This is a genomic window from Variovorax sp. Varisp53, from assembly GCF_059491555.1.
On the sequence record NZ_CP168512.1, the window covers coordinates 5,295,536 to 5,317,983 of the forward strand.

Here is a 22,448-nt window from a genome sequence, read left to right on the forward strand (position 1 = left end):
AGGTCTGCATTTAGTTATTTATCATAACCATATGACCCACTGAAAAAGCTAGGGAAAGCACCTAGAAAAGAGCCCTACTTCGACCTTGTTTTAGTTATTTTCAATAACCATAATTCCGCCAACTCACCCACATCACCATGACCCAGTCCACCGACATCTCCCTGGAAATTCGCGGCGAACGCGAGGAAATCGCGGTCATCCGCCTGACCCGCCCCGCCAAGCGCAACGCCTTGAACGACGGCCTGATCCTCGCGCTGCGCGATGTGATGGAGACGCTGCCCGCCACCGTCGGCGCGGCCGTGATAGATGGCGAGGGCGAGCACTTCTGCTCGGGCCTGGACCTCTCCGAACTCAAGGAGCGCGATGCCGGCCAGGGCCTGCATCACTCGCGCATGTGGCATGCCGCGCTCGACCGCGTCCAGTTCGGCCCCGTGCCCGTGGTGGCTGCGTTGCACGGTGCCGTGGTGGGCGGCGGGCTGGAGCTGGCCAGCGCCTGCCACATCCGCGTGGCCGACGAATCCACCTTCTACGCGCTGCCCGAAGGCTCGCGCGGCATCTTCGTGGGCGGTGGCGGCGCGGTGCGCATCCCGCGCCTGATCGGCACGGCCCGCATGACCGACATGATGATGACCGGCCGCGTCTACAACGCCGTGGACGGCGAGAAAGTCGGCTTTGCGCAGTACCTCGTGCCCACCGGCACCGCGTTCGACAAGGCCTTCGAGCTGGCCCAGCGCATCGCCCAGAACGCCCCGCTGACCAATTACGCGCTGATGCACGCGCTGCCCCGCATCGCCGAGCAGCCTTCCGACCAGGGCCTGATGACCGAAGCCATGATGGCCGCCATCGCACAGAGCGCACCCGAGGCCAAGGCCCGTGTGCGCGCCTTCCTCGACGGCAAGGCGGCCAAGGTCAAGAAGGACTGATGCACATCGCGCGCACGGAAAGCCCCTGATGACTGCAAACCCCTCCACCCCCCGCTACCGCCCCCTGCGTTTCGGTGTCACCGAAGTGCGCACCCGCGCTGCGGACAACGGCGTGGTCTATGTCGAAGCCGCGCAGGCCCTGCAGCCGCACCCCGTGCGCCTCACCGACCGGCTGGCGCACTGGGCGCAGGTGGCGCCCGACCGCACGTGGATGGCCCAGCGCGTGAAGAACGCCGATGGCAGCCTGGGCGAATGGCGCCACATCAGCTACGGCCAGGCGTGGGCCGCGGCCCGCAGCATTGCACAGGCGCTGCTGGGCATGAACCTGAGCGCCGAGCGGCCCGTGGCCATCCTGAGCGAAAACGACCTGGACCACGCCCTGCTGTCGCTGGGCTGCCTGGTGGCCGGCGTGCCGCAGTGCACGGTGTCCACCGCGTATTCCACGATCAGCCAGGACTACGACAAGCTGCGCCACGTGATGGACACGCTGACGCCGGGCCTGGTGTTCGCAAGCGACGCCAAGCGATTTGCCCGCGCCATCGACGCCACGGTGGCCTCCGATGTGCATGTGGTGCTGGGCAGCGGCAGCCTCGAAGGGCGCCGCACCACGCCGTTCAGCGAGCTGCTGGCCACCCCCGCCACGCCCGCCGTGGATGCGGCGCACAGCGCGATCACCGCGGACAGCGTGGCCAAGTTCATGTTCACCTCGGGCTCCACCAAGCTGCCCAAGGCCGTGATCGTCACGCATGGCATGTGGGCCGCCAACCTGCAGCAGATGAACCAGTCCATGCCCGTGCTGGCCGAGGAGCCGCTGGTGCTGGTGGACTGGCTGCCGTGGAACCACACGTTCGGCGGCAACCACAATTTCGGCATCGTCATCTACAACGGCGGCACGCTGTACCTGGACGAGGGCAAGCCCACGCCCAACGGCATGGCCGAGACCATCCGCAACCTGCGCGAGATCGCGCCCACGGTGTACTTCAACGTGCCCACGGGCTTCGAGGTGATCGCCCAGGCGATGAAGACCGACGACCAGCTGCGCAAGAACCTGCTCAGCCGCGTGAAGATGTTCTTCTTTGCCGCGGCCGCGTTGTCGCAGCCCATCTGGGACGCGCTGTTTGAAAGCGCCGAGCGCGAGGTGGGCGAGCGCATCGTCATGAACACCGGCCTGGGCATGACCGAAGGTACGCCGTTCTGCCTGGCCGTGAACAGCCCCTTCGTGCAGGCCGGCGACATCGGCGTGCCCACGCCGGGGCTGCAGCTCAAGCTGGTGCCCGTGGACGGAAAAATCGAGGTGCGCTACCGCGGCCCCAACATCACCCCCGGCTACTGGCGCAACCCCGAGGCCACGCGCGAGGCCTTCGACGAAGAGGGCTTCTACTGCTCGGGCGACGCCGTGAAGTGGATCGACGAGAACGACCTCAACAAGGGCCTGAAGTTCGACGGCCGCATTGCCGAGGACTTCAAGCTCAGCACCGGCACCTTCGTGAGCGTGGGCCCCATGCGCGCCAAGATCATCGCGGCCTGCGCGCCCTACGTGCAGGACGCCGTCCTCACCGGCATCAACCTCAAGGAAGTCGGTGCGCTGCTGCTGCCCACGGCCGCCTGCCGCGCCCTGAGCGGCCTGCCCGCCACCGCCGGCCTGCAGGAAGTGGTGCAGAGCGCGCCGGTGCAGCAGCATTTCCAGAAGGTGCTGAACCAGCTTTCGGCGCAGGCCACCGGCAGCGCCACGCGCGTGGCACGGGCCCACCTGATGGCCGAGCCGCCATCGCTCGACAAGGGCGAGATCACCGACAAGGGCTCCATCAACCAGCGCGCCGTGCTCCTGCACCGCGCCGACCTGGTGAACGCGCTGCACGACGGCAGCCTGCCTTTCACCATCGTTCCCCAACACTGAATTTCACCGGAAGGAATCCACCATGCACATCCAAGGACAAGCCGCCATCGTGACCGGCGGCGCCTCCGGCCTCGGCGAAGCCACCGCACGCGAACTGGCGCGCCTGGGCGCGAAGGTGGCCGTGCTCGACCGCAATGCCGAGCAGGCCGAGAAGGTCGCGGCCGAGATCGGCAAAGAATTTGGCAACGGCTGCGCCGTGGCCTGCGCCTGCGACATCACCGACGCCGCCAGCGTGACCGCCGCACTGGACAAGGCCGCCGCCGCCCATGGCCCCGCACGCATCCTCATGAACGTGGCCGGCATCGGCAGCGCCAAGCGCATCGTGCAGCGCGACGGCAGTGCCGCGCCGCTGGAAGACTTCACTCGCGTGGTCACCATCAACCTGATCGGCAGCTACAACGTGAGCCGCCTGTTCGCCGCCGCCTGCGCCAAGCTGCCCGCGCTGGACAACGGCGAACGCGGCGTGATGATGTTCACCGCCTCGGCCGCCGCGTTCGACGGCCAGGTGGGCCAGCAGGCCTACAGCGCCTCCAAGGGCGGACTCGTGGGCATGACGCTGCCCATGGCGCGCGACCTGGCCCAACACGGCATCCGCGTGTGCACCGTCGCGCCCGGCCTGTTCGCCACGCCGCTCATGAAGGAACTGCCCGAAGCCGTGCAGCAATCGCTGGCCGCGTCGATCCCGTTCCCGCCACGCCTTGGAAAGCCCTCGGAGTTTGCCGAGCTGGCCTGCCACATCGTCACCAACGGCCACCTCAACGGCGAAGTGATCCGCCTCGACGGTGCACTGCGCATGGCACCGCGCTGACTCTTCAAACCCGCTTCCTTCAGGAGACATCGATGACATTCAAGAAAAAGACCACCCTCGCCGCCGTGCTGGCGCTCATGGCCATGGGCATGGCCCATGCCGACATCACCGTCGGCGTGGTGCAGCCCCTCACCGGCCCGGCCTCCGGCCTGGGCATTCCGGTGAAGAACGGCATCATGATCTGGCCCAAGACCATCGCGGGCGAGACGCTCAAGGTGGTGGTGCTCGACGACGCCACCGACCCGACCACCGGCGTGAAGGACGCGCAGCGCCTGGTGACGGAAGACAAGGCCGACGTGATCATCGGCTCCAGCGCCACGCCGGTCGCCATTCCGATGGCCGACGTGACCGCCGAAGCCGGCACGCCGCAAATCGCGACCTCGCCCGCCAGCCTGCCGCCGGGCAAGGACAAGTGGTTCTTCCGCATGCCGCAGTCGAACGACGTGATGGCCTATGCGGTGGTCGCTCACATGAAGAAGCAGAACGTGAAGACGGTCGGCTTTCTCGGCTACACCGACGCGTATGGCGAGCTGTGGCTCAAGGCGCTGACCGCCGAGGCCGCCAAGAACGGCATCAAGATCGTCGCGACCGAGCGCTTCGCGCGCTCCGACACCAGCGTGACCGGCCAGGTGCTGAAGCTCACGTCGGCCAACCCCGACGCGATCCTGATCGTGGCCTCGGGCAGCGGCGCAGGCATGCCGCAGAAGGCGGTGATGGAGCGCGGCTACAAGGGCAAGGTCTACCAGACGCACGCCGCCGCCACGCAGGACCTGATGCGCACCGCCGGCAAGGACGCCGAAGGCACCTTCGTGGTGTCGGGCCCCGCCACCGTGGCCGAGCAGTTGCCCGACAGCCATCCCTCGAAGGCCGCCGCGGTGGCCTTCGTGCAGGGCTACGAGAAGGTCTACGGCCCCGGCTCGCGCAACCAGTTCGCCGGCCACTCGGCCGACGCGCTCACGGTGCTCGAAAAGGCCGTGCCGATTGCGCTCAAGAAGGCCAAGCCCGGCACACCGGAGTTCCGTGCCGCGCTGCGCGATGCGCTCGAAGGCATGGGCCGCACGGTACTCGCGCACGGCGTGCTCAACTGGACGGCGCAGGACCACTGGGGCTACACGACCGAGACCGGCGTGATGCTCAAGGTGGTGAACGGCGCGTTCAAGGTCGAGCAGTAAACCTTCTCTTCAATCGCAGCCTCACGCCATGGACTTATCAATCGCCAGCATCCTGACGCTGGACGGCCTCACCAATGGCGCGATCTATGCCCTGCTGGGCATGGGCATCGTGCTCGTCTTCACGGTGACCCGCGTCATCTTCATCCCGCAGGGCGAATTCGTGGCGTACGGCGCGCTGACGCTGGCGATCTTCCAGACCGGCAAGACGCCGGGCACGGTGTGGCTGCTGCTCATACTGGCCGGCGTTGCCGCGCTGATGGACCTGGTCACGACCTGGCGCCACAGCGGCAGCGCGGCGGGCGGGCTGAAGGCGGCAGCGCGCACCTTCGCCCTGCCGGCCATCATCTGCGCGGTGTCGGCATGGGCCGGCCCGCGCAACCTGCCGATCGGCGTGCAGGCGCTGCTCACGGTGTTCATCGTCACGGCCTTCGGGCCGCTGGTGTACCGCGTGGCGTACCAGTCGCTGGCCGGTGCGAGTTCGCTGGTGCTGCTGATCGTCTCGGTCGGCGTGCATTTCGCGATGACGGGGCTGGGCCTGCTGTTCTTCGGCGCTGAAGGTTTTCGCAACCCACCGTTCTGGGACGAGCGCATGGCGCTGGGCCCGCTGAACGTGAGCGGGCAGGCGCTGATCATCTTTGCCATGTCGGCCGCGCTGATCGTGCTGCTGTACCTGATGTTCGAGCGCAGCCTGTACGGCAAGGCGCTGCGGGCAACGGCCGTGAACCGGCTGGGCGCGCGGCTCATGGGCATTTCCACCCAGGCGGCGGGGCAGCTCACTTTCGCGATGACGGCACTCATCGGTGCGCTCTCGGGCCTGCTGATCGGGCCGACCACGACCGTGTTCTACGACTCGGGATTTCTCATCGGCCTGAAAGGCTTCGTGGCTGCGGTGGTCGGCGGGCTTGCAAGCTACCCGGGTGCACTGCTCGGTGCGCTGGCAGTGGGCGTGATCGAGTCCTTCGGTTCTTTCTGGGCGAGTTCGTTCAAGGAAGTGATCGTGTTCACCATCATCCTGCCGGTGCTGCTGTGGCGCTCGTTGCGCAGCGGGCATTCGGACGAGGAGCATTGATGAGCACGCGTTCTTTTTGCCGCTCCAGGGGGCATTCGGGGTGCGCTCACGCCGACGGGGTACCTTGCTCCGCGAATGTCCCCCGGCCTGCGGCCTCCTCCTTTATTTCGCTGCGCAAGGCACCCCGCCGGCGTGAGCGTTGGATAGAGCCGTCGTTGATCAGCCGTGCACTCAGAGCGTGCCCTCGTGCACAGGGCATCGGGTGCTCCCCGCAGCGAAATAAAGGAGGAGCCGAAGGCGGGGGACATTCGCGGAGGGGAGTACCCGGTGGCCTGTGCACGCGCCCCGAATGCACCCGAAGCGAACACAAGCGCCCTGCAACACAACACGCGATGGATCACTGAGATGGAAGCGCTCCTGAACCCTTCTTCAACCCATGCGCCGGACAAGAGCCTGCTGCGCACCTGGGGCCCGCTCGCACTCATCCTGGTGCTCGTCGCGCTGCCATTCCTGCCGCTGCCCGACTTCTGGATCATCCAGCTCAACTACATCGGCATCTACACGCTGCCCGTGCTCGGCCTCGTGCTGCTCACCGGCGTCGGCGGCCTCACCTCCTTCGGGCAGGCGGCCTTCGTGGGCATCGGCGCCTACACCACCGCCTACCTCACGGTGAACACCGGCCTGTCGCCGTGGGTCACGCTGTTCATCGGCCTGGCGCTCACCGGCCTCAGCGCCGCGTTCATCGGCGCGATCACGCTGCGCATGTCGGGCCACTACCTGCCGCTGGCGACCATCGCGTGGGCGCTGTCGCTGTACTACCTCATGGGCAACCTCGATGCGCTCGGCAAGTACGACGGCATCCTGGGTGTGAAGGGGCTGTCGCTGTTCGGTTTCGAGTTCGGCCAGCAGCGGCTGTTCTACGGCGTCGTCTGGGCTTTCGCGATCCTCGCGGCGTTCGCGGTGATCCGCCTGCTCGATTCGCGCAGCGGCCGTGCCATCCGTTCGCTGGCCGGCGGCTCGCAGATGGCCGAGGCCATGGGCGTGAACACGCTGCGCTTCAAGATCGGCATCTTCGTGCTGGCCGCCATGCTCGCATCGATCTCGGGCTGGCTGTTCGCGCACTTCCAGCGCACGGTGAACCCCTCGCCCTTCGGCCTGAAGATGGGCATCGAATACCTGTTCATGGCGGTGCTCGGCGGGGCGGCCCACGTGTGGGGTGCCATCGCAGGTGCCGGCGTGGTCAAGCTGCTCGAAGATCAATTGCAGGTGCTGCTGCCCAAGCTGATCGGCACGGCCGGCAGCTACGAGCTGATCGTTTTCGGCATCATGATCGTGCTGGTGCTCAAGTACCTGCCCAGCGGGCTGTGGGCCTTTGTCGACCGGCGCCTGCCGCGTCCGCGCCGCAGCGTCGACTGGCAGGACGCCAAGGACCTGCCCGCACGCGCCAAGCCGGCCGCCGGCGAGGTGGTGCTCGACGTGCAGGCCATCCGCAAGACCTTCGGCGGACTGGTGGCGGTGAACGACATCAGCTTCCAGACGCGCGCCGGCCAGATCGTCGGCCTCATCGGGCCGAACGGCGCGGGCAAGTCGACCACCTTCAACCTCGTGACCGGCGTGCTCGGGCTTTCGGGCGGCGCGGTGCGCTTCCGTGGCGAGGCCATCGGCGGGCTGGGCGCGCGGCAGATCGCGCAGCGCGGCGTGTCGCGCACCTTCCAGCACGTGAAGATGGTGGCCGACATGACGGTGCTCGAGAACGTGGCGCTGGGCGCCCACCTTCGCGGCCACAAGGGCGCCGTCGCGGCCATGCTGCGCATCGACCGCACGGAAGAGCGCGCGCTGTTCCGCGAGGCCGAGCGCCAGCTGCAGCGCGTGGGCATGGGCGACTACCTGCACGAGATCGCGGGCAACCTCGCCATGGGCCAGCAGCGCCTGCTGGAGATTGCGCGCGCACTGTGCGCCGACCCGGCCCTGCTGCTGCTCGACGAGCCCGCGGCCGGCCTGCGCCACAAGGAAAAGGAAGCGCTGGGCAAGGTGCTGCGGCAGCTGCGCAGCGAAGGCATGAGCATCCTGCTGGTGGAGCACGACATGGGGCTGGTGATGGACATCTGCGATCACATCGTGGTGATGGAATTCGGCACGCACCTGATGGAGGGCACGCCTGCCGAGGTGCAGAACAGCGACAAGGTGCGCGCGGCTTACCTCGGAACGGAGCATTGAGATGACCACAACCCCCCTGCTCCACATCCGCGACCTGCACGCCGGCTACGGCCGTGCCGAAGTGCTGCACGGCATCGACCTGAAAGCCGGCCAGGGCAGCGTCGTCACCGTCATCGGCCCGAACGGAGCCGGCAAATCCACGCTGCTCAATGCGCTGATGGGCGTGCTGCCTTCGAAGGGCGTCATCGAGTTCAAGGGCCAGCCCATCTCCACGATGACGCTCGAAGAGCGCGTGATGCTCGGCATCGCGCTCGTGCCCGAGAAGCGCGAGCTGTTCGGCACCATGCCGGTGGAAGACAACCTCGTGCTCGGCGGTTTTCGCCAGGTGCGGCTGCGCAACAAGCAGTGGCGCGACCGCATCGACGAGGTCTACACGCTGTTCCCGCGCCTGAAGGAGCGCCGCGCGCAGCTGGCCGGCACGCTGTCCGGCGGCGAACGGCAGATGCTCGCTGTGGGCCGCGCGCTGATGTCGCGCCCCACGCTGCTGATGCTCGACGAACCCAGCCTGGGCCTTGCGCCGCTGGTGGTGCAGGAGATCTTCCGCACGGTCGATGCGCTGCGCGCCACGGGCGTCACCATCCTGCTGGTCGAGCAGAACGCGCGCGCCGCCCTCGAAGTGGCCGACCACGGCTATGTGCTCGAGATGGGCAGCGTGAGCCTTGAAGGCGAAGCGAAGAAGCTGGCGGTCGATTCGCGCGTGATCGACACCTACCTGGGCGCGGCAAGAAAAGCCGCCTGAAGACAGCGCCGCGGCCTGCGGCAAGGAGACAACATGAACCGACAGCGTCCCCTTCCCCTCGGCCTGTGCGCGACCGCGCTCGGCGTTGCCGCCTTGCTTGCGGCCTGCGCGGGGCGTCCACCCGCAGCAGCGCACGCACCGCTGGCCGGCGCGCGTCCCGGCACGCTGCAGGCCTGCACCGACCTCGCCGCGCGCGCCGTGCTGCCGGGCACGGTCTACACCTCGGCCACCGAAGTGCCTGCGGGCACCGTCACGATTGGCGGCGTGGCGATGAGCGCTCCCGCGCACTGCCTCGTGCAGGGCCGCATGAACGAACGCACGAGCCCGGTCGACAACCAGCGCTACGCCGTCGGCTTCGAGATGCGGCTGCCCGTGGCATGGAACGGCCGCTTCTTCTACCAGGCCAACGGCGGGCTCGACGGCGTGGTGGTTCCCGCGCTCGGCGGCATCGGTGGTGGCGGCCCGCGCAGCAGCGCGCTGCAGATGGGCTTTGCCGTCATCAGTTCCGACGCCGGCCACGCGGGATCGATGGGGCCGCGCTTCGGGCTCGACCCGCAGGCACGGCTCGACTACGGCTACAACGCCGTCGCGCAGCTCACGCCGATGGCGAAGAACCTGATCGCCAAGGCCTACGGCCGCGGACCCGACCGCTCGTACTTTGGCGGCTGCTCAAACGGCGGGCGGCATGCGATGGTGGCCGCGGTGCGTTCGGCGCAGCAGTACGACGGCATCCTCGCGGGCGACCCCGGCTTCAACCTGCCGAAGGCGGCGGTGGCACAGCTCTACGGCGCGCAGCAATACGCGGCCGTGGCCAGCGCGAAGACGCCGGCCGGCCAGCCCGACCTGCAGAGCGCCTTCACCCCGGCCGAGATGAAGCTCGTGGCCGACAAGGTGCTGCAGCGCTGCGATGCACTGGATGGCCTGGCTGACGGCATCGTGTCGAACGTGCAGGCCTGCCAGGCGCGCTTCGACATCCAGGCAGATGTGCCCACCTGCGCTGCCGGCACGCGCGATGGCATGTGCCTCAGCGCGCCGCAGAAGAACGCACTCGCCAATGTGTTCGTCAAGGGTGCGCGCAACAGCGCAGGCCAGGCGCTCTACAGCAGCTTCCCGTTCGACGCGGGCGTGAGCGGCAGCAACTGGCGCGAGTGGAAGTTCGCAAGTCCGCCGACGCGCGACGCGGGTGCCGTGGGCTTCATCTTCACCACGCCGCCGCTGGCCGACCGGCCGCAGGGCCTGCCCTTCGCGCTGGGCTTTGACATGGACCGCGACGCACCGCGCATCGCGGCCACCGACGGTGTGTTCCGCGACTCGGCGCTCTCGTTCATGACGCCGCCGGACGCGGCCAACCTGGGCGCGCTGCGCGACAGGGGCGGCCGCATGATCGTCTACCACGGCACCAGCGACCCGGTGTTCTCGTCCGACGACACCGCCGCCTGGTACGAGCGCGTGCAGGCTGCGAACGGCGGCGATGCCTCGTCGTTCGCGCGCTACTTCCCCGTGCCCGGCATGAACCACTGCGCAGGCGGCCCGGCCACCGACCAGTTCGACATGCTGAGCGCGCTGGTCGATTGGGTCGAGCAGGGCAAGGCGCCCGCATCGGTCACGGCCGCCGCGCGCGGTACGGGCACGCCGGTGCCCAACACCGAAGTGCCGGCCAACTGGTCGGCGCAGCGCACGCGGCCGCTGTGCCCCTACCCACAGGTCGCCACCTACACCGGCGGCGACACGGAGCGCGCGAGCAGCTTCGCCTGCAAGCCCCCTGCCCCTTAGATTTCCGCTCCCCGATGGACTATCAACCCCGCCCCGAAGACGTCCGTTTTCTGCTCAATGCCGTCCTCGACGCGCCCGCGCGCCTGGCCGCGCTCGCGCCCTTTGCAGAAGTCGACGAGGCGCTGCAGTCGCAGGTGCTCGAAGAAGCGGGCCGCTTCGTCGGCGAAGTGGTGGCGCCCATCAACCGCGGCGGCGACGAAATCGGATGCCGCTTCGCCGACGGCGAGGTCGTTTCGCCTCCAGGCTTTCGCGAGGCGTACCAGGCCTTCGTCGACGGTGGCTGGCCCGCGCTTTCCGCCGCGACGGAAGACGGCGGTCAGGGCCTGCCCGCGGTGCTCGAAGCCGTGCTCTACGAATGGCTGGCCGCCGCCAACCACGGCCTGACGATGGCGCCCGGCCTGTTGCACGGCGCGTATGCCTGCCTCAAGCACCATGGCAGCGACGAACTGAAGCAACGCTACCTGCAGAAGATCGCCACCGGCGAATGGCTCGCCACGATGTGCCTCACCGAGGCGCATGCAGGCAGCGACCTGGGCCAGGTGCGCACGCGCGCCGTGCCGCAGGCCGACGGCAGCCTGCGGGTGAACGGCGGCAAGATCTTCATTTCCGGCGGCGAGCACGACCTGACGCCGAACATCGTGCACCTCGTGCTGTGCCGCTTGCCCGATGCGCCTGCCGGCCCCAAGGGGCTGTCGCTGGTGCTCGTGCCCAAGCTGCTGCCCAACGGCTCACGCAATGCGGTGCACTGCGAGCGCATCGAGGAAAAGATGGGCCTGCACGGCAGCCCCACCTGCACGATGCGCTTCGACGATGCCGCCGGCTGGCTGGTCGGCGAGCCCGGTCGCGGTTTGGCCGCGATGTTCGTGATGATGAATTCCGCGCGCCTGCACGTGGCGCTGCAGGGCATCGGCCTGCTCGACGCCGCCTGGCAGAAGGCCGACGCCTACGCCGCCGAACGCCGCCAGATGCGTGCGCCCGGCCCCGTGCCTGCCAGCCGCGGCGGCGAGCCGGCCGATCTGATCGCCGAGCACCCCGCGGTGCGCCGCATCCTCGACACGCAACGCGCCTGGATCGACGGCGCGCGCACCCTCGCCTACCGCAGCGCGCTGATGCTCGACGTGGCCACGCACGACGCCGATCCCAAGGCCCGCGAACAAGCGCAGCGCTGGTGCTCGCTCGTCACGCCGGTGCTCAAGGCCGCATGCACGCAGCAAGCCTTCCACGGCGCGAGCGAATGCCTGCAGGTGTTCGGCGGCCACGGCTACGTGCGCGAATGGGGCATCGAGCAGATCGTGCGCGATGCGCGCGTGACCATGATCTACGAGGGCACCAACGAGATCCAGGCCATCGACCTGCTGGTGCGCAAGGTGCTGCCCGACGGCGGCGCCGCCATGTCGGCCGTGCTGCTCGAACTGCGCGACATGCTCGATGCCTCGCGCGAGGCCGATGCCGACGCGCAGCGCCGGCTGGCGCAGCTGCGCTACCTGGGCACCACGGTGGCGATTGCCGCGCAAGCCAACACCGTGCTGCCGTACGAAATCGCCGACGACTACTTGCGCGTGACGATGCTCGCAATGATGGCGTGGGCCTGGGCCCGCATCGAGGCCGTCGCCCCGCAAGACGCCGCACGGGCGCGCACAGCCGGCGCCTTCCGCCGCTGGGTGCTGCCCGAGTTCGAGATGCGGCTGGGCATCGTCAAGCGGGCCTGCGAGGCCGTGGCGCACACCCAAGCGGCGTAAACGCAAGGTGTCGCACGGTAGGCACCCCGTACGCGCGCAGGCGGTTACGCTCTAGTCCCATGGCTTCCTCCTCGAAATCCGTCTCCGCGAAAGGCGAGCAGGCCGCGGCGCCGCAGGGCAGGCCTGAGCGGCTCGATGCCCGCATGCTCGAAACGCTGGTCGGCTACAACGCACGCCGGGCGTGGCTGATCGTCAGCGCCTTCTTCGCGGAGCGCATGGCGCCCTACGGCCTCAAGCAGATCGATTTCTCGGTGCTCTCGCTGCTGGCGCACAACCCGGGCGCCACGTCGCGGCAGCTGTGCAACACGCTGGACATCCTGCCGCCGAATCTCGTGAGCCTGGTGGCCACGCTGGACAGCCGGGGCCTCATCGAACGCCGTCCCCACCCGCACGACGGCCGCGCCGTCGGCCTGCACCTCACGGCGGCCGGCGAAACGCTGATCCGCGAGGCCGAGCAGACCGTGGTGCAACTGGAAGCCGACGCCAGCGCCAGGCTCACCTCCCGCGAGCGCGAGACGCTGATCAGGCTGCTGCAGAAGATCTATCTCTAGGCTTCCAAGGCCTCCGAGGCTTCAGAGACCTCGCCCGACCATATCGATCACTTGCTGTCCGAGCGCATGGGCCGCCTCGGCATCCATGCCGCGCAGCGGCCCGTCGATGATGAGCAGCGCCAGCCCGTGCACCGCGCTCCATGCGAGGTATTCGGCATTCGGGCGCCGCGCCGGGTCGAGCACACCCGCGTCCGCCAGCCGGTCGATGGCCTTGCCCAGCAGCTGGAACGGGTCCAGCCCGCTCGCGCCGGCTTTCCCGGCGCCGAGTTCGCCGCTGCCTTCATCTGAAAACACGAAGGCCGTGCGGAACAAGCCGGGCTCAGCCTGCGCGAAGCGCAGATAGGCAGTGCCGATGGCGCGCAGCTGTGCGCGCGCGAAATCGGCGGGAGGCTGGTCGCAAGGCAGCACTGCCAATTCTTTCTCCATCGCGATCGCAGCCGCGGCCAGGGCGGCCTCGCGCACCGCCAGCAAAAGCTCCTGCCGGCTGCCGAAGTGCCGGTACGCCGCGTTCGGCACGACCCCCACACGCCGCGTGGCTTCGCGCAGCACCACCGCACCCGGGCCGCCGTCGCGCGCCAGTTCGATGCCTGCGTCGAGCAGCGCCCGCCGCAGGTCGCCGTGCCGGTAGGTGCTGCGGGCGGGAGGCAGGCTCTCGGGGACGTTGTTGAGCTTCATTTCATTTCCATGTGGACACTGTCCATTATCCCTGCTATTCTTTGTGGACGGTGTACACAAAGTAATCCGATTGTTTGCGGCCCATGACACCGGGGGCTTCCCGAATCACCTCTTCAGTTCAAAGGAACCGCCATGAAAGTCCAGTCTTACCTCTCCTTCGAAGGCCGCTGCGACGAAGCGCTCGGCTTCTACAAGAAGGCGCTCGGCGCCGAGGTCGTGCGGCTCATGCGCTACAGCGAAGCGCCTGCCGGAGCCCCTTCGGACAACGCGGACGCCAGCTGCGGCGGCGCGATGCCCGATGCCAGCAAGGTGATGCACGCGGTGTTCCGCATCGGCGACACCGAGCTGATGGCCTCGGACGGCCGCTGCTCCGGCCAGGCGAAGTTCGAGGGCATCATGCTCGCGCTCACCGCCAAGACCGACACCGAAGTCGTCAAGTGGTTCAACGCGCTGTCCGAGGGCGGGCAGGTCACGCAGCCGCTGATCCCGACCTTCTTCACCTCGAACTTCGGCATGCTGACCGACCGCTTCGGCGTCGGCTGGCTGCTGGTGGTCGAGCACGCGGGCTGAGCCACCGAAAAGTAATTCCCGAAAGGAAAAATCATGCCCCACATCCACGCCTACCTGACCTTCGACGGCAACGCAGCCGAGGCCATGCGCTTCTACGAGAAGACGCTGGGCGGAACCATGCAGATGATGATGACCGTCGGCGAAGCTCCCGACACCGAGCAGTTCCCGCCCGAGGCGAAGAAGCGCATCATGCATGCCTCGCTCGCCTACGGCGAAGGCATCCTGATGGCCTCCGACAGCATGCCCGGCCAGCCGTACGAAGGAATGAAGGGCTTCGGCGTCGCGCTGACCATCGAGACCGTGGCCGAGGCCCGCCGCGTCTTCGACGCCTTCGCCGAAGGCGGCCATGTCGGAATGCCCTTCGAGAAAACCTTCTGGGTCGAAGGCTTCGGCATGGTGACCGACCGCTTCGGCACTCCGTGGCTCATCAACGGCGGCAAGCCGCTGGTCTGAGCCGCCCCCAACGTTTCAAAGGAATTTCGCTTCCCATGACCAACCAACTCGACAGCCGCAAGCGCTGGCTCGCATTGATGGTGCTGTGCCTGGGCGTTCTGATGATCGTGCTCGACACCACCATCGTGAACGTGGCGCTGCCCTCGATCCGCACCGACCTCGGCTTCACCGAAACCTCGCTGGTCTGGGTGGTGAACGCCTACATGCTGACCTTCGGCGGTTTCCTGCTGCTGGGCGGCCGGCTCGGCGACCTGTACGGCCACCGCCGCGTGTTCCTCGCGGGCCTGGTGCTTTTCACGCTGGCCTCGCTGGCCTGCGGCATCTCGACCTCGCAGGGCCTGCTGGTGGCAGCGCGCGCGGTGCAGGGCCTGGGCGGTGCGGTGGTCTCGGCGGTGTCGCTCTCGCTGATCATGAATCTCTTCACCGAGCCGGCCGACCGCGCAAAGGCGATGGGCGTGTACGGCTTCGTCTGCGCGGGCGGCGGCAGCATCGGCGTGCTGCTGGGCGGCCTGCTCACGAGCACGCTGAGCTGGCACTGGATTTTCCTGGTCAACCTGCCGATCGGCGTGGCCGTGTACGCGCTGTGCGTGGCGCTGCTGCCCAGCGCGCGCGGCCATGCGCACGGCGAGAAGCTCGACGTGGCCGGCGCCGTCACCGTCACGCTGTCGCTGATGCTCGCCGTGTACGGCGTGGTCAACGGCAACGAGGCCGGCTGGGGTTCCACGCAGACGCTCGGCCTGCTCGGCGCGGCCGTGGTGCTGCTGGCCATCTTCATCGCCATCGAGTCGCGCGTGCAGCATCCGCTGATGCCGCTGGGCCTGTTCAAGCTGCGCAGCGTGTCGGTGGCCAACGTGGTCGGCGTGCTGTGGGCCGCGGCCATGTTCGCGTGGTTCTTCATCTCGGCGCTCTACATGCAGCTGGTGCTGAACTACACGCCGATGCAGATCGGGCTGGCCTTCCTGCCGGCCAACGTGATCATGGCGGTGTTCTCGCTCGGCCTCTCCGCGAAGATCGTGATGCGCTTCGGCATTCGCAAGCCGCTGGCGGCCGGGCTCTGGCTCGCGGCCGTCGGGTTGGCGCTGTTCGCGCGTGCGCCGGTCAACGGCAGCTTCGTGGTCGACGTGCTGCCCGGCATGATGCTGCTGGGCCTCGGCGCGGGCATGGCCTTCAACCCGGTGCTGCTGGCGGCCATGAGCGAGGTGAGCCCGGCCGATTCGGGCCTGGCCTCGGGCGTGGTCAACACCTCGTTCATGATGGGCGGCGCGCTGGGCCTGGCCGTACTGGCCAGCGCTGCGGCCGCGCGCTCCGCATCGATGGAAGCCGCCGGTGCGCAGATGCCGCTGGCACTCACCGGGGGCTACAACCTTGCGTTTCTCGTCGGTGCCGTGTTCGCGGCGGCGGCGGGCTTGATCGGGGCCTTGCTGCTTCGCACCGCCATGCCGGGGCAGGCGCATAACAACGAAGAAGCGGCACCCCGTGGCACGGCGGGCGGCACGGCGTCGTGAACATCCGCATGCCATGCCGCAACCGCCTGTTTTCTTTCTTCAACGCTTCCACTCTTTGTTCAGGAGAACACTCATGGCTCGTTATGTAGACGGCTTCATCGTCGCCGTTCCCACCGCGAACGTAGAGGCCTACCGCAAGCTCGCACGCAAGGCCGGCAAGGTCTGGATGGAATACGGCGCGCTTGAATACGTGGAATGCATCGCCGACGACGTGAAGCCCGGCAAGCTGACCTCGTTTCCGCAGAGCGTGAAGCAGAAGCCCGATGAGACGGTGGCCTTCTCGTGGATCACCTACAAATCGCGCAAGCACCGCGACACGGTGAACGCGAAGGTCATGGCCGACCCGCGCATCACGGCGATGGACCCGAAGACCATGCCCTTCGACGCGAAGCGGATGATCTTCGGCGGCTTCAAATCCATAGTCGAGTTTTGACCCCTTTCGGGAACACCGCGGAACCGGCTTTGCCGGGCCGCAGGTGTTGCCCCCTGCAAGGGGGCTGGCGCAGCGACACGAAGTGCGCGAAGCCTGGGGATTAGCCAATGAACCCGTCATAGACGAGCTTCAGGCCCGTCAGCAGCATCCCCAGGTACACGAAGCGATAGAACCACGTCGCATCGATGCGCCGCGCAATGCGGATGCCGACCCACACGCCCAAGGGAGCGATCGGCATCAGCACCAGCGACGTGGCCAGCGTGCGGAAGTCGAGCAGGCCGAGCCACGCATAGGGAATCCACTTGCTGAGATTCACCACGAAGAAGAAATAGGCCATGGTGGCCGTGAAGATCACCGGCGAGAGCCGCAGCGGGATGACGTAGGCGTTGATCGGCGGCCCGCCCGCATGCGCGATGAAGCTGGTGAAGCCCGACACCGTGGTCAGCACCGCACCCACGCCGCGCGAAGGCAGCGGGTCGTCGGGCTTCGGCGGAAACAGCAGCCGCTGCGCCAGGAACAGCAGCGTGAACACGCCGACGATGCCCGCCACCGTGTGCGCCGGCAGCGCGCGAAACAACAGCGTGCCGATCACCGTGCCCAGCAGCCCGAACGGAATCAGGAACTTGAGCAGCGAACGGTCGAAGTCGCGCCTGAACGCGGCAATGCCCAGGACGTCCATCAGCAGCAACAGCGGCATCAGGATGGCCGCAGCCTGCGGCACCGTGACGGCCAACGCCATCATCGGCACCGCGAGCGAGCCGAAGCCCGCGCCGAAGCCGCTCTTGCTGATGCCGAGCAGCAGCACGGCGGGAATGGCGACCGCGTAGAAATGCGGGTCGGTGATCAGGGGAAAGGCCATGGGAAGGGAAAGCGCAGAAAAAAGCCTGCCGGGTGGCAGGCTTCGCGAGCGTAGCAGGACGGGGCGCAGCTCGATCAGGCGGGCTGCTTCAACGGGTTGAGCACGAAGTCGAAATCGAGCCGCCAGCGGCCGTTGGCCTGCTTCGTCCATGGCGCCACCAGCGACTGGCGCACCGCGAACACCGCATCGGAGTCGAGCCATTCGTCGCCGTCGCGGAACACGTGGGTGATGAGCCGCTCGTAGCCCGATGCCTCGATCTTGAAATGCAGGTGCGCGGGCCGCCACGGGTGGCGCCTGGTGGCGCGCAGCAGGTCGCCCACGGGGCCGTCGACCGGGATTGGATAGGCCACCGCCACCACGCTGCGGAAATGCAACGAGCCATCGGGCCCGGTGCGCAGCGTGCCGCGGTTCTCGGCATGGTCGAGCCCGGGGTGCTGCACGTCGTAGTGGCCGCCCGCGTCGGCCTGCCACACGTCGACCACGGCGTTGGGCACCGGCTCGCCATCGAGCCCGCGCACCGTAGCGAACACGTCGCAGGGTTCGCCCTCGGCGCCGTTGGCCACGTCGTCGCCGTGCTCGTACTCGGGCGCGCCGTCGAAGTAGAAGGGGCCGAACACGGTGGCCTCGGTGCAGCCCGCCGGCTTGTCGTTGTTCATCGCGATGGTGAGCATCGACAGGCCCAGCACGTCCGACAGCAGGATGAACTCCTGCCGCTTGTCGTCGCACTTCTGCCCGGTGGCGGTCAGGTACTGGATGCCCTGAAACCACTCTTCCTCGGTGAGCTTCACTTCGCGCGCGAAGGCGTGCAGGTGCTGCACCAGGCTGGTCATGATCTCGTGCAGGCGCGGGTCGGGCGTGTCGGCGAAGCGCGCGAGCACAGCCTGGGTGATGTTGTCCTGGTCGAGGTTGCGCATCGTGATGTCTCCATGGGGTCTGGTCGTCGGGTACGACGCACTGTAGGTCGCGCACCGCTGCCCTGAAAGCACCTGGGCGCAAATGATTTTTCCGGCCAGCGGAACGGTCGCGCCCGCCCTGCGCCAAAATCGCCCGGCCCGACCAAAGACAAGCCCCGGAAACAACGCCCCATGGACCGCTGGACCGAAATCGCCCTGCTCGTGCAGATCGCCGATGCCGGCAGCCTGAGCCGCGCAGCCGAGGCGCTGGGCCTGTCGAACGCTGCCGCGAGCCGCCACCTGGGCGCGCTCGAAGCCCGGCTCGGCGCGCGGCTGGTCGAGCGCAATACCCGCCGCCTGTACCTGACCGACACCGGCCGCGAGTTCTGCGCCCGCGCCCGGACCATCCTGGCCGACCTCTCGGATGCCGAATCGACGGTGAACGCCACCGCGCTCAACCCGACGGGCACGCTGCGCGTCACGGCCTCGCTCTCGTTCTCGGTCCACCACATCGCGCCGCTGCTGCGCGAGTACACCCAGCGCTACCCCGGCGTGAGGGTGCACGTGGAAGCCGCCAACCGCTACTTCGACCTGATCGACAACAACATCGACGTGGCGATCCGCACGCGCGAGTACGAACCCGACTCCAACGTGACGATCCGCCGGCTCGGCGAGACGCGGCGCATCCTCGCGGCCTCGCCGCGCTACTTCGCGCAGCATGGATTTCCGAAGACGCTGGACGAACTGAAGCAGCACAAGCTGCTGATCTACACCCATGCCAACAACCCGAACGAGCTGCGCTTCAGCCGGAATGGGGAAACGCACACGGTGCCGGTGACGGGGCTGCTCGAATCGAACGACGGCCAGGTGCTGCGCGCCGCCGCGCTCGACGGCATGGGCATCCTCGTGCAGCCGACCTACATCGTGTACGAGGACATCGTGGCCGGCCGGCTGGTACCCACGCTGGAAGACTGGGACCTCCCGCACCTGACGATCAACCTCGCGTATCCCAGCCGCAAGCACCTGTCGGCGAAGGTGCGCAGCTTCATCGACTTCATGGCCGCGCACTTCGCAAAGATGGAGTACGAGCGGAAATGGACCGGGCACTTCGGCATGCGCTGACGGGCCTTTCTGCCAAAACATGTGCGTAAACGCACATCCGGGTTTTCGGCGGCTCCGCACACTGGAACCGCAACCGTCGCATTCCGCGGCGGCCTTCCATTTCCAAGGACCCGCCATGAACACCCAGGCCGCCAACCTCGCGCAATCGCCGATCGCATCGCCGCTGTCCGCCCTCTCCCCCTCCACGCTGGACGATTCCGGCAAGCTGCTGATCCGCGTGACGGTCGGTTTCCTGGTGCTGCTGCACGGCATCTTCAAGCTGTCGGCCGGCGTGGGCTTCATCGGCGGCATGCTGGCCAAGGCCGGCCTGCCGGGCGGGCTGGCCTACCTCGTGTACGTGGGCGAGATCGCCGCGCCGCTGCTGATGATTGCCGGCGTCTTCACCCGCGCGGCGGCCGCGGTGGTGGTCATCAACATGCTGGTGGCCTTCGGCCTCGTGCACATGGCCGACCTGTTCGCAATGACCAAGCAGGGCGGCTGGGCGCTGGAACTGCAGGGCCTGTACCTGTTCGGCGCGCTGACGGTGGTGCTGCTGGGCGCCGGCCGCTTCTCCATCGGTGGCGTCAAGGGCCGCTGGAACTGATCGCTTTCCGGCTTAGCCGGCGTCGCCCCTGACCTGCGAGACCATAGCTTCGAGGCGGGCGGCATCGGCCACCAGCAGCGCCTTGTCGTCCTTGCGCAGCACGCCGCTGCGCACCAGCACATTGAGCTCGCGCGTCACCTGCTCGCGGTTGGTACTGATCTGGCTGGCCAGCGCCGCGTGCTTGGGCGCCGGGTCGAGCCGGGCCTGGTTGCCCTCCACGCCGGCTGCGCGGGCCAGGCGCAGCAGTTCGGCATGCAGCCGGTTCTGCACGCCGAGGGTGCTCAGGTCGATGACGCGCTCCGACAGTTGGCGCACCAATGACGCCAGCCGCAGCATCACCCGCTCGGCCACCAGCGGCTCGTCGCGCAGCAGGGCCATGAAAGCGGCGCGGTCGAGGCTGGCGACCACGCTGGGCTCCAGCGTGACCACGTCGGCGGAGCGCGGGCCGCCGTCGATGGCGGCGATATCGCCGAAGTGCTCGCCGGCTTCGGAATCGCGGAAGGTGACCTGCCGGCCGTTGGCCGAATAGGTCGTCACCCGCACCCGGCCCGACACCAGCAGGAACACCTCGCCCTGCTGCTCGGCGCGCAGCAGCAAGGGCTTGCCGGCCTCCACGCTGTGCCACAGGCATTGCTGGGCCAGCAGGTCCAGGCGCTGGTCGGAAAGGCCTTCGAGCAGCGCGATCTGGCGCAGTGCAAGGCTGGAGCGGGGAGAGGAAGGTTCAGGTTTGGCCATGCCGGGGGTCGGTGGGGGCGCGCGCATTATGCTCGGGTGCCGCTTCGAACCCGTTCATGGACAGACGTTCCCCCCGCACCCCTTCGGGCCCCATTTTTCCGCTGAGACCGCCGACACGGCGCAATCTCCGCTGGGCGAGCGGGCTGGTGCTGATGGCCTACGTCACGGCGCACCTGCTGAACCATTCGCTGGGCATCTATTCCTTTGCCGCAGCCGAGACCGTGCTGCGCGGCGTGCAGAAGTTCTGGCACAGCCTGCCGGGCACGGTGCTGCTGTATGGGGCGGCCGCTGTGCACCTGGCGCTGGCCGTGGTCGCCCTGTGGGAGCGCCGCACGCTGCGCATGCCGCCGCTCGAAGGCCTGCGCGTGCTGCTCGGCTTCGCGCTGCCGCTGCTGCTGGCCACGCACCTCACGGCCATGCGCGGCGCCTACCTGGCCTATGGCATCGAGGGCTCGTACGTGCGCGTGGTCTGGGGGTTGTGGGACTGGCCAGGCGCGGCCGCGCAGCTCGTGATGATGCTCGCGGCCTGGGCCCACGGCTGCCTGGGCCTGCACTTCGCGCTGCGGGCGAAACCGGCCTGGCGGCGCTTCTCCCATCTGCTGTTGGCCATCGCGGTGGCGCTGCCGCTGATGGCGGCAATGGGCTTCGTGTCGATGGGGCGCGAGTTCCAGTGGACCGGCGTGCCACCGGTCACGCTGCCGACGCCTGAGCAGGGCAAGGCGCTCAATGCGGCCGAAGGCGGCATCAAGTGGTTCTACGGGCTGGCGCTGGTCGCGCTGCTCGCGGCGCGCTGGGGACGCAACGGCTTGGCGCGCTGGTCGCGGCAACCGTCCGTGGCGCTGCGCTACCCCGGTCGCACGGTGGAGGTGCCGCGCGGCTGGAGCGTGCTGGAGGCGTGCCGCTCGCACGGCATCGCGCACGTCTCGATCTGCGGTGGCCGGGCGCGCTGCTCGACCTGCCGCGTGCGCGTGGCCGGCCCGGCCGAGCACATCGGCGAGCCCGGCCGCGACGAGCAGCGCACGCTCGAACGCGTGCGCGCACCGGCCGACGTGCGCCTGGCCTGCCAGCTGCGCCCACGCGGCGACATCGAGGTCACGCCGCTGTTCGCGCCGCTGCCCAACGAAGGCCGGCCCGCTCCGGTCGGCAGCTTCGGGCGCGAGCGCGACGTGGCGATCCTGTTCGTCGACCTGCGGCGCTGGTCGGGCCTGTCAGAGCGGCAGTGGCCCTTCGACCTGGCCTATGTGCTCGACCGCTACTTCGCCACCGTGGGCGCAGCCGTGCGCGAAAGCGGCGGCGTGCCCAACCAGTTCATAGGCGACAGCGTGATGGCGATCTTCGGACTCGAGTGCGACCTTCCCACCGCCTGCAGGCAGGCGCTGCGCGCCACCGAGCTGATCGGCCAGCGCATGGACGCATGGAGCGAAGGCTTCGAGGCGCAGTTCGGCCAGCGGCTGGAGTTCGGCATGGGCCTGCACGCGGGGCGCGCGGCGGTGGGTGAAGTGGGCTACCTGGAGACCACGACCTTCACGGCCATCGGCGAAGTGGTCAACACCGCGAGCCGGCTGCAGGACCACTCGAAGACCGCGGCATCGCGCCTCGTCGTGTCGCTGTTCGCGGCCGAGCAGGCCGGCGTGGCGGATGCGATGGGCGCAGTCGAAACGCTCACCGTGCGCGGCCGCTCCGAACCGCTCGAAGTGCTCCGCGCACCTGCGTGATCGCCGAAAGCGGTGCGCAAACGCACAGCGCAAACCACGATGCGGTTTCACACTGCATCTCGTGGCAACGACGAATG

At 68.3% G+C, this 22,448-nt stretch carries 21 protein-coding genes; 17 read left to right on the forward strand and 4 right to left on the reverse strand.

Translation table 11 applies throughout. The annotated features are described in order from the left end of the window. The first annotated feature begins 137 nt into the window (after positions 1 to 137). The 10 genes from ACEOAB_RS24905 to ACEOAB_RS24950 all read left to right on the forward strand — a co-directional run bounded on the left by ACEOAB_RS24905 (position 138) and on the right by ACEOAB_RS24950 (position 12,828). A complete protein-coding gene (locus ACEOAB_RS24905; protein WP_413749407.1) occupies positions 138 to 923 on the forward strand; it encodes a crotonase/enoyl-CoA hydratase family protein in 786 nt (261 codons plus the stop codon). A 28-nt stretch (positions 924 to 951) separates the two neighbouring features. Further along, positions 952 to 2,820, forward strand: a complete 1,869-nt coding sequence (locus ACEOAB_RS24910) for a feruloyl-CoA synthase (protein WP_413749406.1) — start codon at positions 952 to 954, stop codon at positions 2,818 to 2,820. Positions 2,821 to 2,842: 22 nt separating this feature from the next. Continuing rightward, the gene (locus ACEOAB_RS24915; protein WP_413749405.1) at positions 2,843 to 3,628 is read left to right on the forward strand and encodes an SDR family NAD(P)-dependent oxidoreductase; all 786 of its coding nucleotides are present in this window, start codon (positions 2,843 to 2,845) and stop codon (positions 3,626 to 3,628) included. Between the two features lie 32 nt (positions 3,629 to 3,660). Beyond that, positions 3,661 to 4,800: an ABC transporter substrate-binding protein gene (locus ACEOAB_RS24920; protein WP_413749404.1), complete on the forward strand. Its 1,140-nt coding sequence runs from the start codon at positions 3,661 to 3,663 to the stop codon at positions 4,798 to 4,800. 28 nt (positions 4,801 to 4,828) lie between these two features. Beyond that, positions 4,829 to 5,869 carry a branched-chain amino acid ABC transporter permease gene (locus tag ACEOAB_RS24925; protein ID WP_413749403.1) on the forward strand — a complete coding sequence of 347 codons (1,041 nt, stop codon included), beginning with the start codon at positions 4,829 to 4,831 and terminating at the stop codon, positions 5,867 to 5,869. Between the two features lie 345 nt (positions 5,870 to 6,214). After that, entirely contained in the window at positions 6,215 to 8,026 is a 1,812-nt protein-coding gene (locus ACEOAB_RS24930) for a branched-chain amino acid ABC transporter ATP-binding protein/permease (RefSeq protein ID WP_413748559.1), read from the forward strand. A gap of 1 nt (position 8,027) precedes the next feature. Continuing rightward, a complete protein-coding gene (locus tag ACEOAB_RS24935) occupies positions 8,028 to 8,765 on the forward strand; it encodes an ABC transporter ATP-binding protein (protein WP_413748560.1) in 738 nt (245 codons plus the stop codon). A 33-nt stretch (positions 8,766 to 8,798) separates the two neighbouring features. After that, positions 8,799 to 10,538 carry a tannase/feruloyl esterase family alpha/beta hydrolase gene (locus tag ACEOAB_RS24940; RefSeq protein ID WP_495653166.1) on the forward strand — a complete coding sequence of 580 codons (1,740 nt, stop codon included), beginning with the start codon at positions 8,799 to 8,801 and terminating at the stop codon, positions 10,536 to 10,538. A 14-nt stretch (positions 10,539 to 10,552) separates the two neighbouring features. After that, a complete protein-coding gene (locus ACEOAB_RS24945; protein ID WP_413748561.1) occupies positions 10,553 to 12,277 on the forward strand; it encodes an acyl-CoA dehydrogenase family protein in 1,725 nt (574 codons plus the stop codon). A gap of 59 nt (positions 12,278 to 12,336) precedes the next feature. After that, positions 12,337 to 12,828, forward strand: coding sequence for a MarR family winged helix-turn-helix transcriptional regulator (locus ACEOAB_RS24950; protein WP_007833157.1), 492 nt, complete (start codon positions 12,337 to 12,339; stop codon positions 12,826 to 12,828). 21 nt (positions 12,829 to 12,849) lie between these two features. On the opposite strand, the gene ACEOAB_RS24955 is transcribed toward ACEOAB_RS24950, so the two are convergent. Further along, complete coding sequence (locus ACEOAB_RS24955; RefSeq protein ID WP_056595233.1) at positions 12,850 to 13,503, reverse strand: TetR/AcrR family transcriptional regulator; 654 nt, start codon at positions 13,501 to 13,503, stop codon at positions 12,850 to 12,852. Between the two features lie 132 nt (positions 13,504 to 13,635). Between ACEOAB_RS24955 and ACEOAB_RS24960 the strand changes: the two genes are divergently transcribed. The 4 genes from ACEOAB_RS24960 to ACEOAB_RS24975 all read left to right on the forward strand — a co-directional run bounded on the left by ACEOAB_RS24960 (position 13,636) and on the right by ACEOAB_RS24975 (position 16,464). After that, positions 13,636 to 14,073 (forward strand): VOC family protein, encoded by a 438-nt coding sequence (locus ACEOAB_RS24960; RefSeq protein WP_056595235.1) that lies wholly within the window; start codon positions 13,636 to 13,638, stop codon positions 14,071 to 14,073. 33 nt (positions 14,074 to 14,106) lie between these two features. After that, positions 14,107 to 14,526, forward strand: a complete 420-nt coding sequence (locus ACEOAB_RS24965) for a VOC family protein (protein WP_056595237.1) — start codon at positions 14,107 to 14,109, stop codon at positions 14,524 to 14,526. A 35-nt stretch (positions 14,527 to 14,561) separates the two neighbouring features. Next, positions 14,562 to 16,031, forward strand: coding sequence for a DHA2 family efflux MFS transporter permease subunit (locus ACEOAB_RS24970; RefSeq protein ID WP_413748562.1), 1,470 nt, complete (start codon positions 14,562 to 14,564; stop codon positions 16,029 to 16,031). Positions 16,032 to 16,104: 73 nt separating this feature from the next. After that, complete coding sequence (locus tag ACEOAB_RS24975; protein WP_007833150.1) at positions 16,105 to 16,464, forward strand: DUF1428 domain-containing protein; 360 nt, start codon at positions 16,105 to 16,107, stop codon at positions 16,462 to 16,464. Positions 16,465 to 16,564: 100 nt separating this feature from the next. Here the strand turns inward: ACEOAB_RS24975 and ACEOAB_RS24980 are convergent, their stop codons facing one another. Together ACEOAB_RS24980 and ACEOAB_RS24985 are read right to left on the reverse strand one after the other, a co-directional pair. Further along, the gene (locus tag ACEOAB_RS24980; protein WP_007833149.1) at positions 16,565 to 17,323 is read right to left on the reverse strand and encodes a sulfite exporter TauE/SafE family protein; all 759 of its coding nucleotides are present in this window, start codon (positions 17,321 to 17,323) and stop codon (positions 16,565 to 16,567) included. Positions 17,324 to 17,397: 74 nt separating this feature from the next. Then, positions 17,398 to 18,237: an intradiol ring-cleavage dioxygenase gene (locus tag ACEOAB_RS24985; RefSeq protein ID WP_413748563.1), complete on the reverse strand. Its 840-nt coding sequence runs from the start codon at positions 18,235 to 18,237 to the stop codon at positions 17,398 to 17,400. Between the two features lie 171 nt (positions 18,238 to 18,408). Here ACEOAB_RS24985 and ACEOAB_RS24990 point away from each other — a divergent pair, with 171 nt between their 5' ends. Continuing rightward, positions 18,409 to 19,338: a LysR family transcriptional regulator gene (locus ACEOAB_RS24990; RefSeq protein WP_413748564.1), complete on the forward strand. Its 930-nt coding sequence runs from the start codon at positions 18,409 to 18,411 to the stop codon at positions 19,336 to 19,338. Positions 19,339 to 19,453: 115 nt separating this feature from the next. Then, on the forward strand, positions 19,454 to 19,921 hold the full coding sequence (locus tag ACEOAB_RS24995; protein ID WP_413748565.1) for a DoxX family protein: 468 nt from the start codon (positions 19,454 to 19,456) through the stop codon (positions 19,919 to 19,921). A 12-nt stretch (positions 19,922 to 19,933) separates the two neighbouring features. On the opposite strand, the gene ACEOAB_RS25000 is transcribed toward ACEOAB_RS24995, so the two are convergent. Continuing rightward, a complete protein-coding gene (locus ACEOAB_RS25000) occupies positions 19,934 to 20,683 on the reverse strand; it encodes a Crp/Fnr family transcriptional regulator (protein WP_413748566.1) in 750 nt (249 codons plus the stop codon). A gap of 29 nt (positions 20,684 to 20,712) precedes the next feature. On the opposite strand from ACEOAB_RS25000, the gene ACEOAB_RS25005 reads away from it, so the two are divergent. Continuing rightward, on the forward strand, positions 20,713 to 22,371 hold the full coding sequence (locus ACEOAB_RS25005) for an adenylate/guanylate cyclase domain-containing protein (protein WP_495653167.1): 1,659 nt from the start codon (positions 20,713 to 20,715) through the stop codon (positions 22,369 to 22,371). The last annotated feature ends 77 nt before the right edge of the window (positions 22,372 to 22,448 follow it).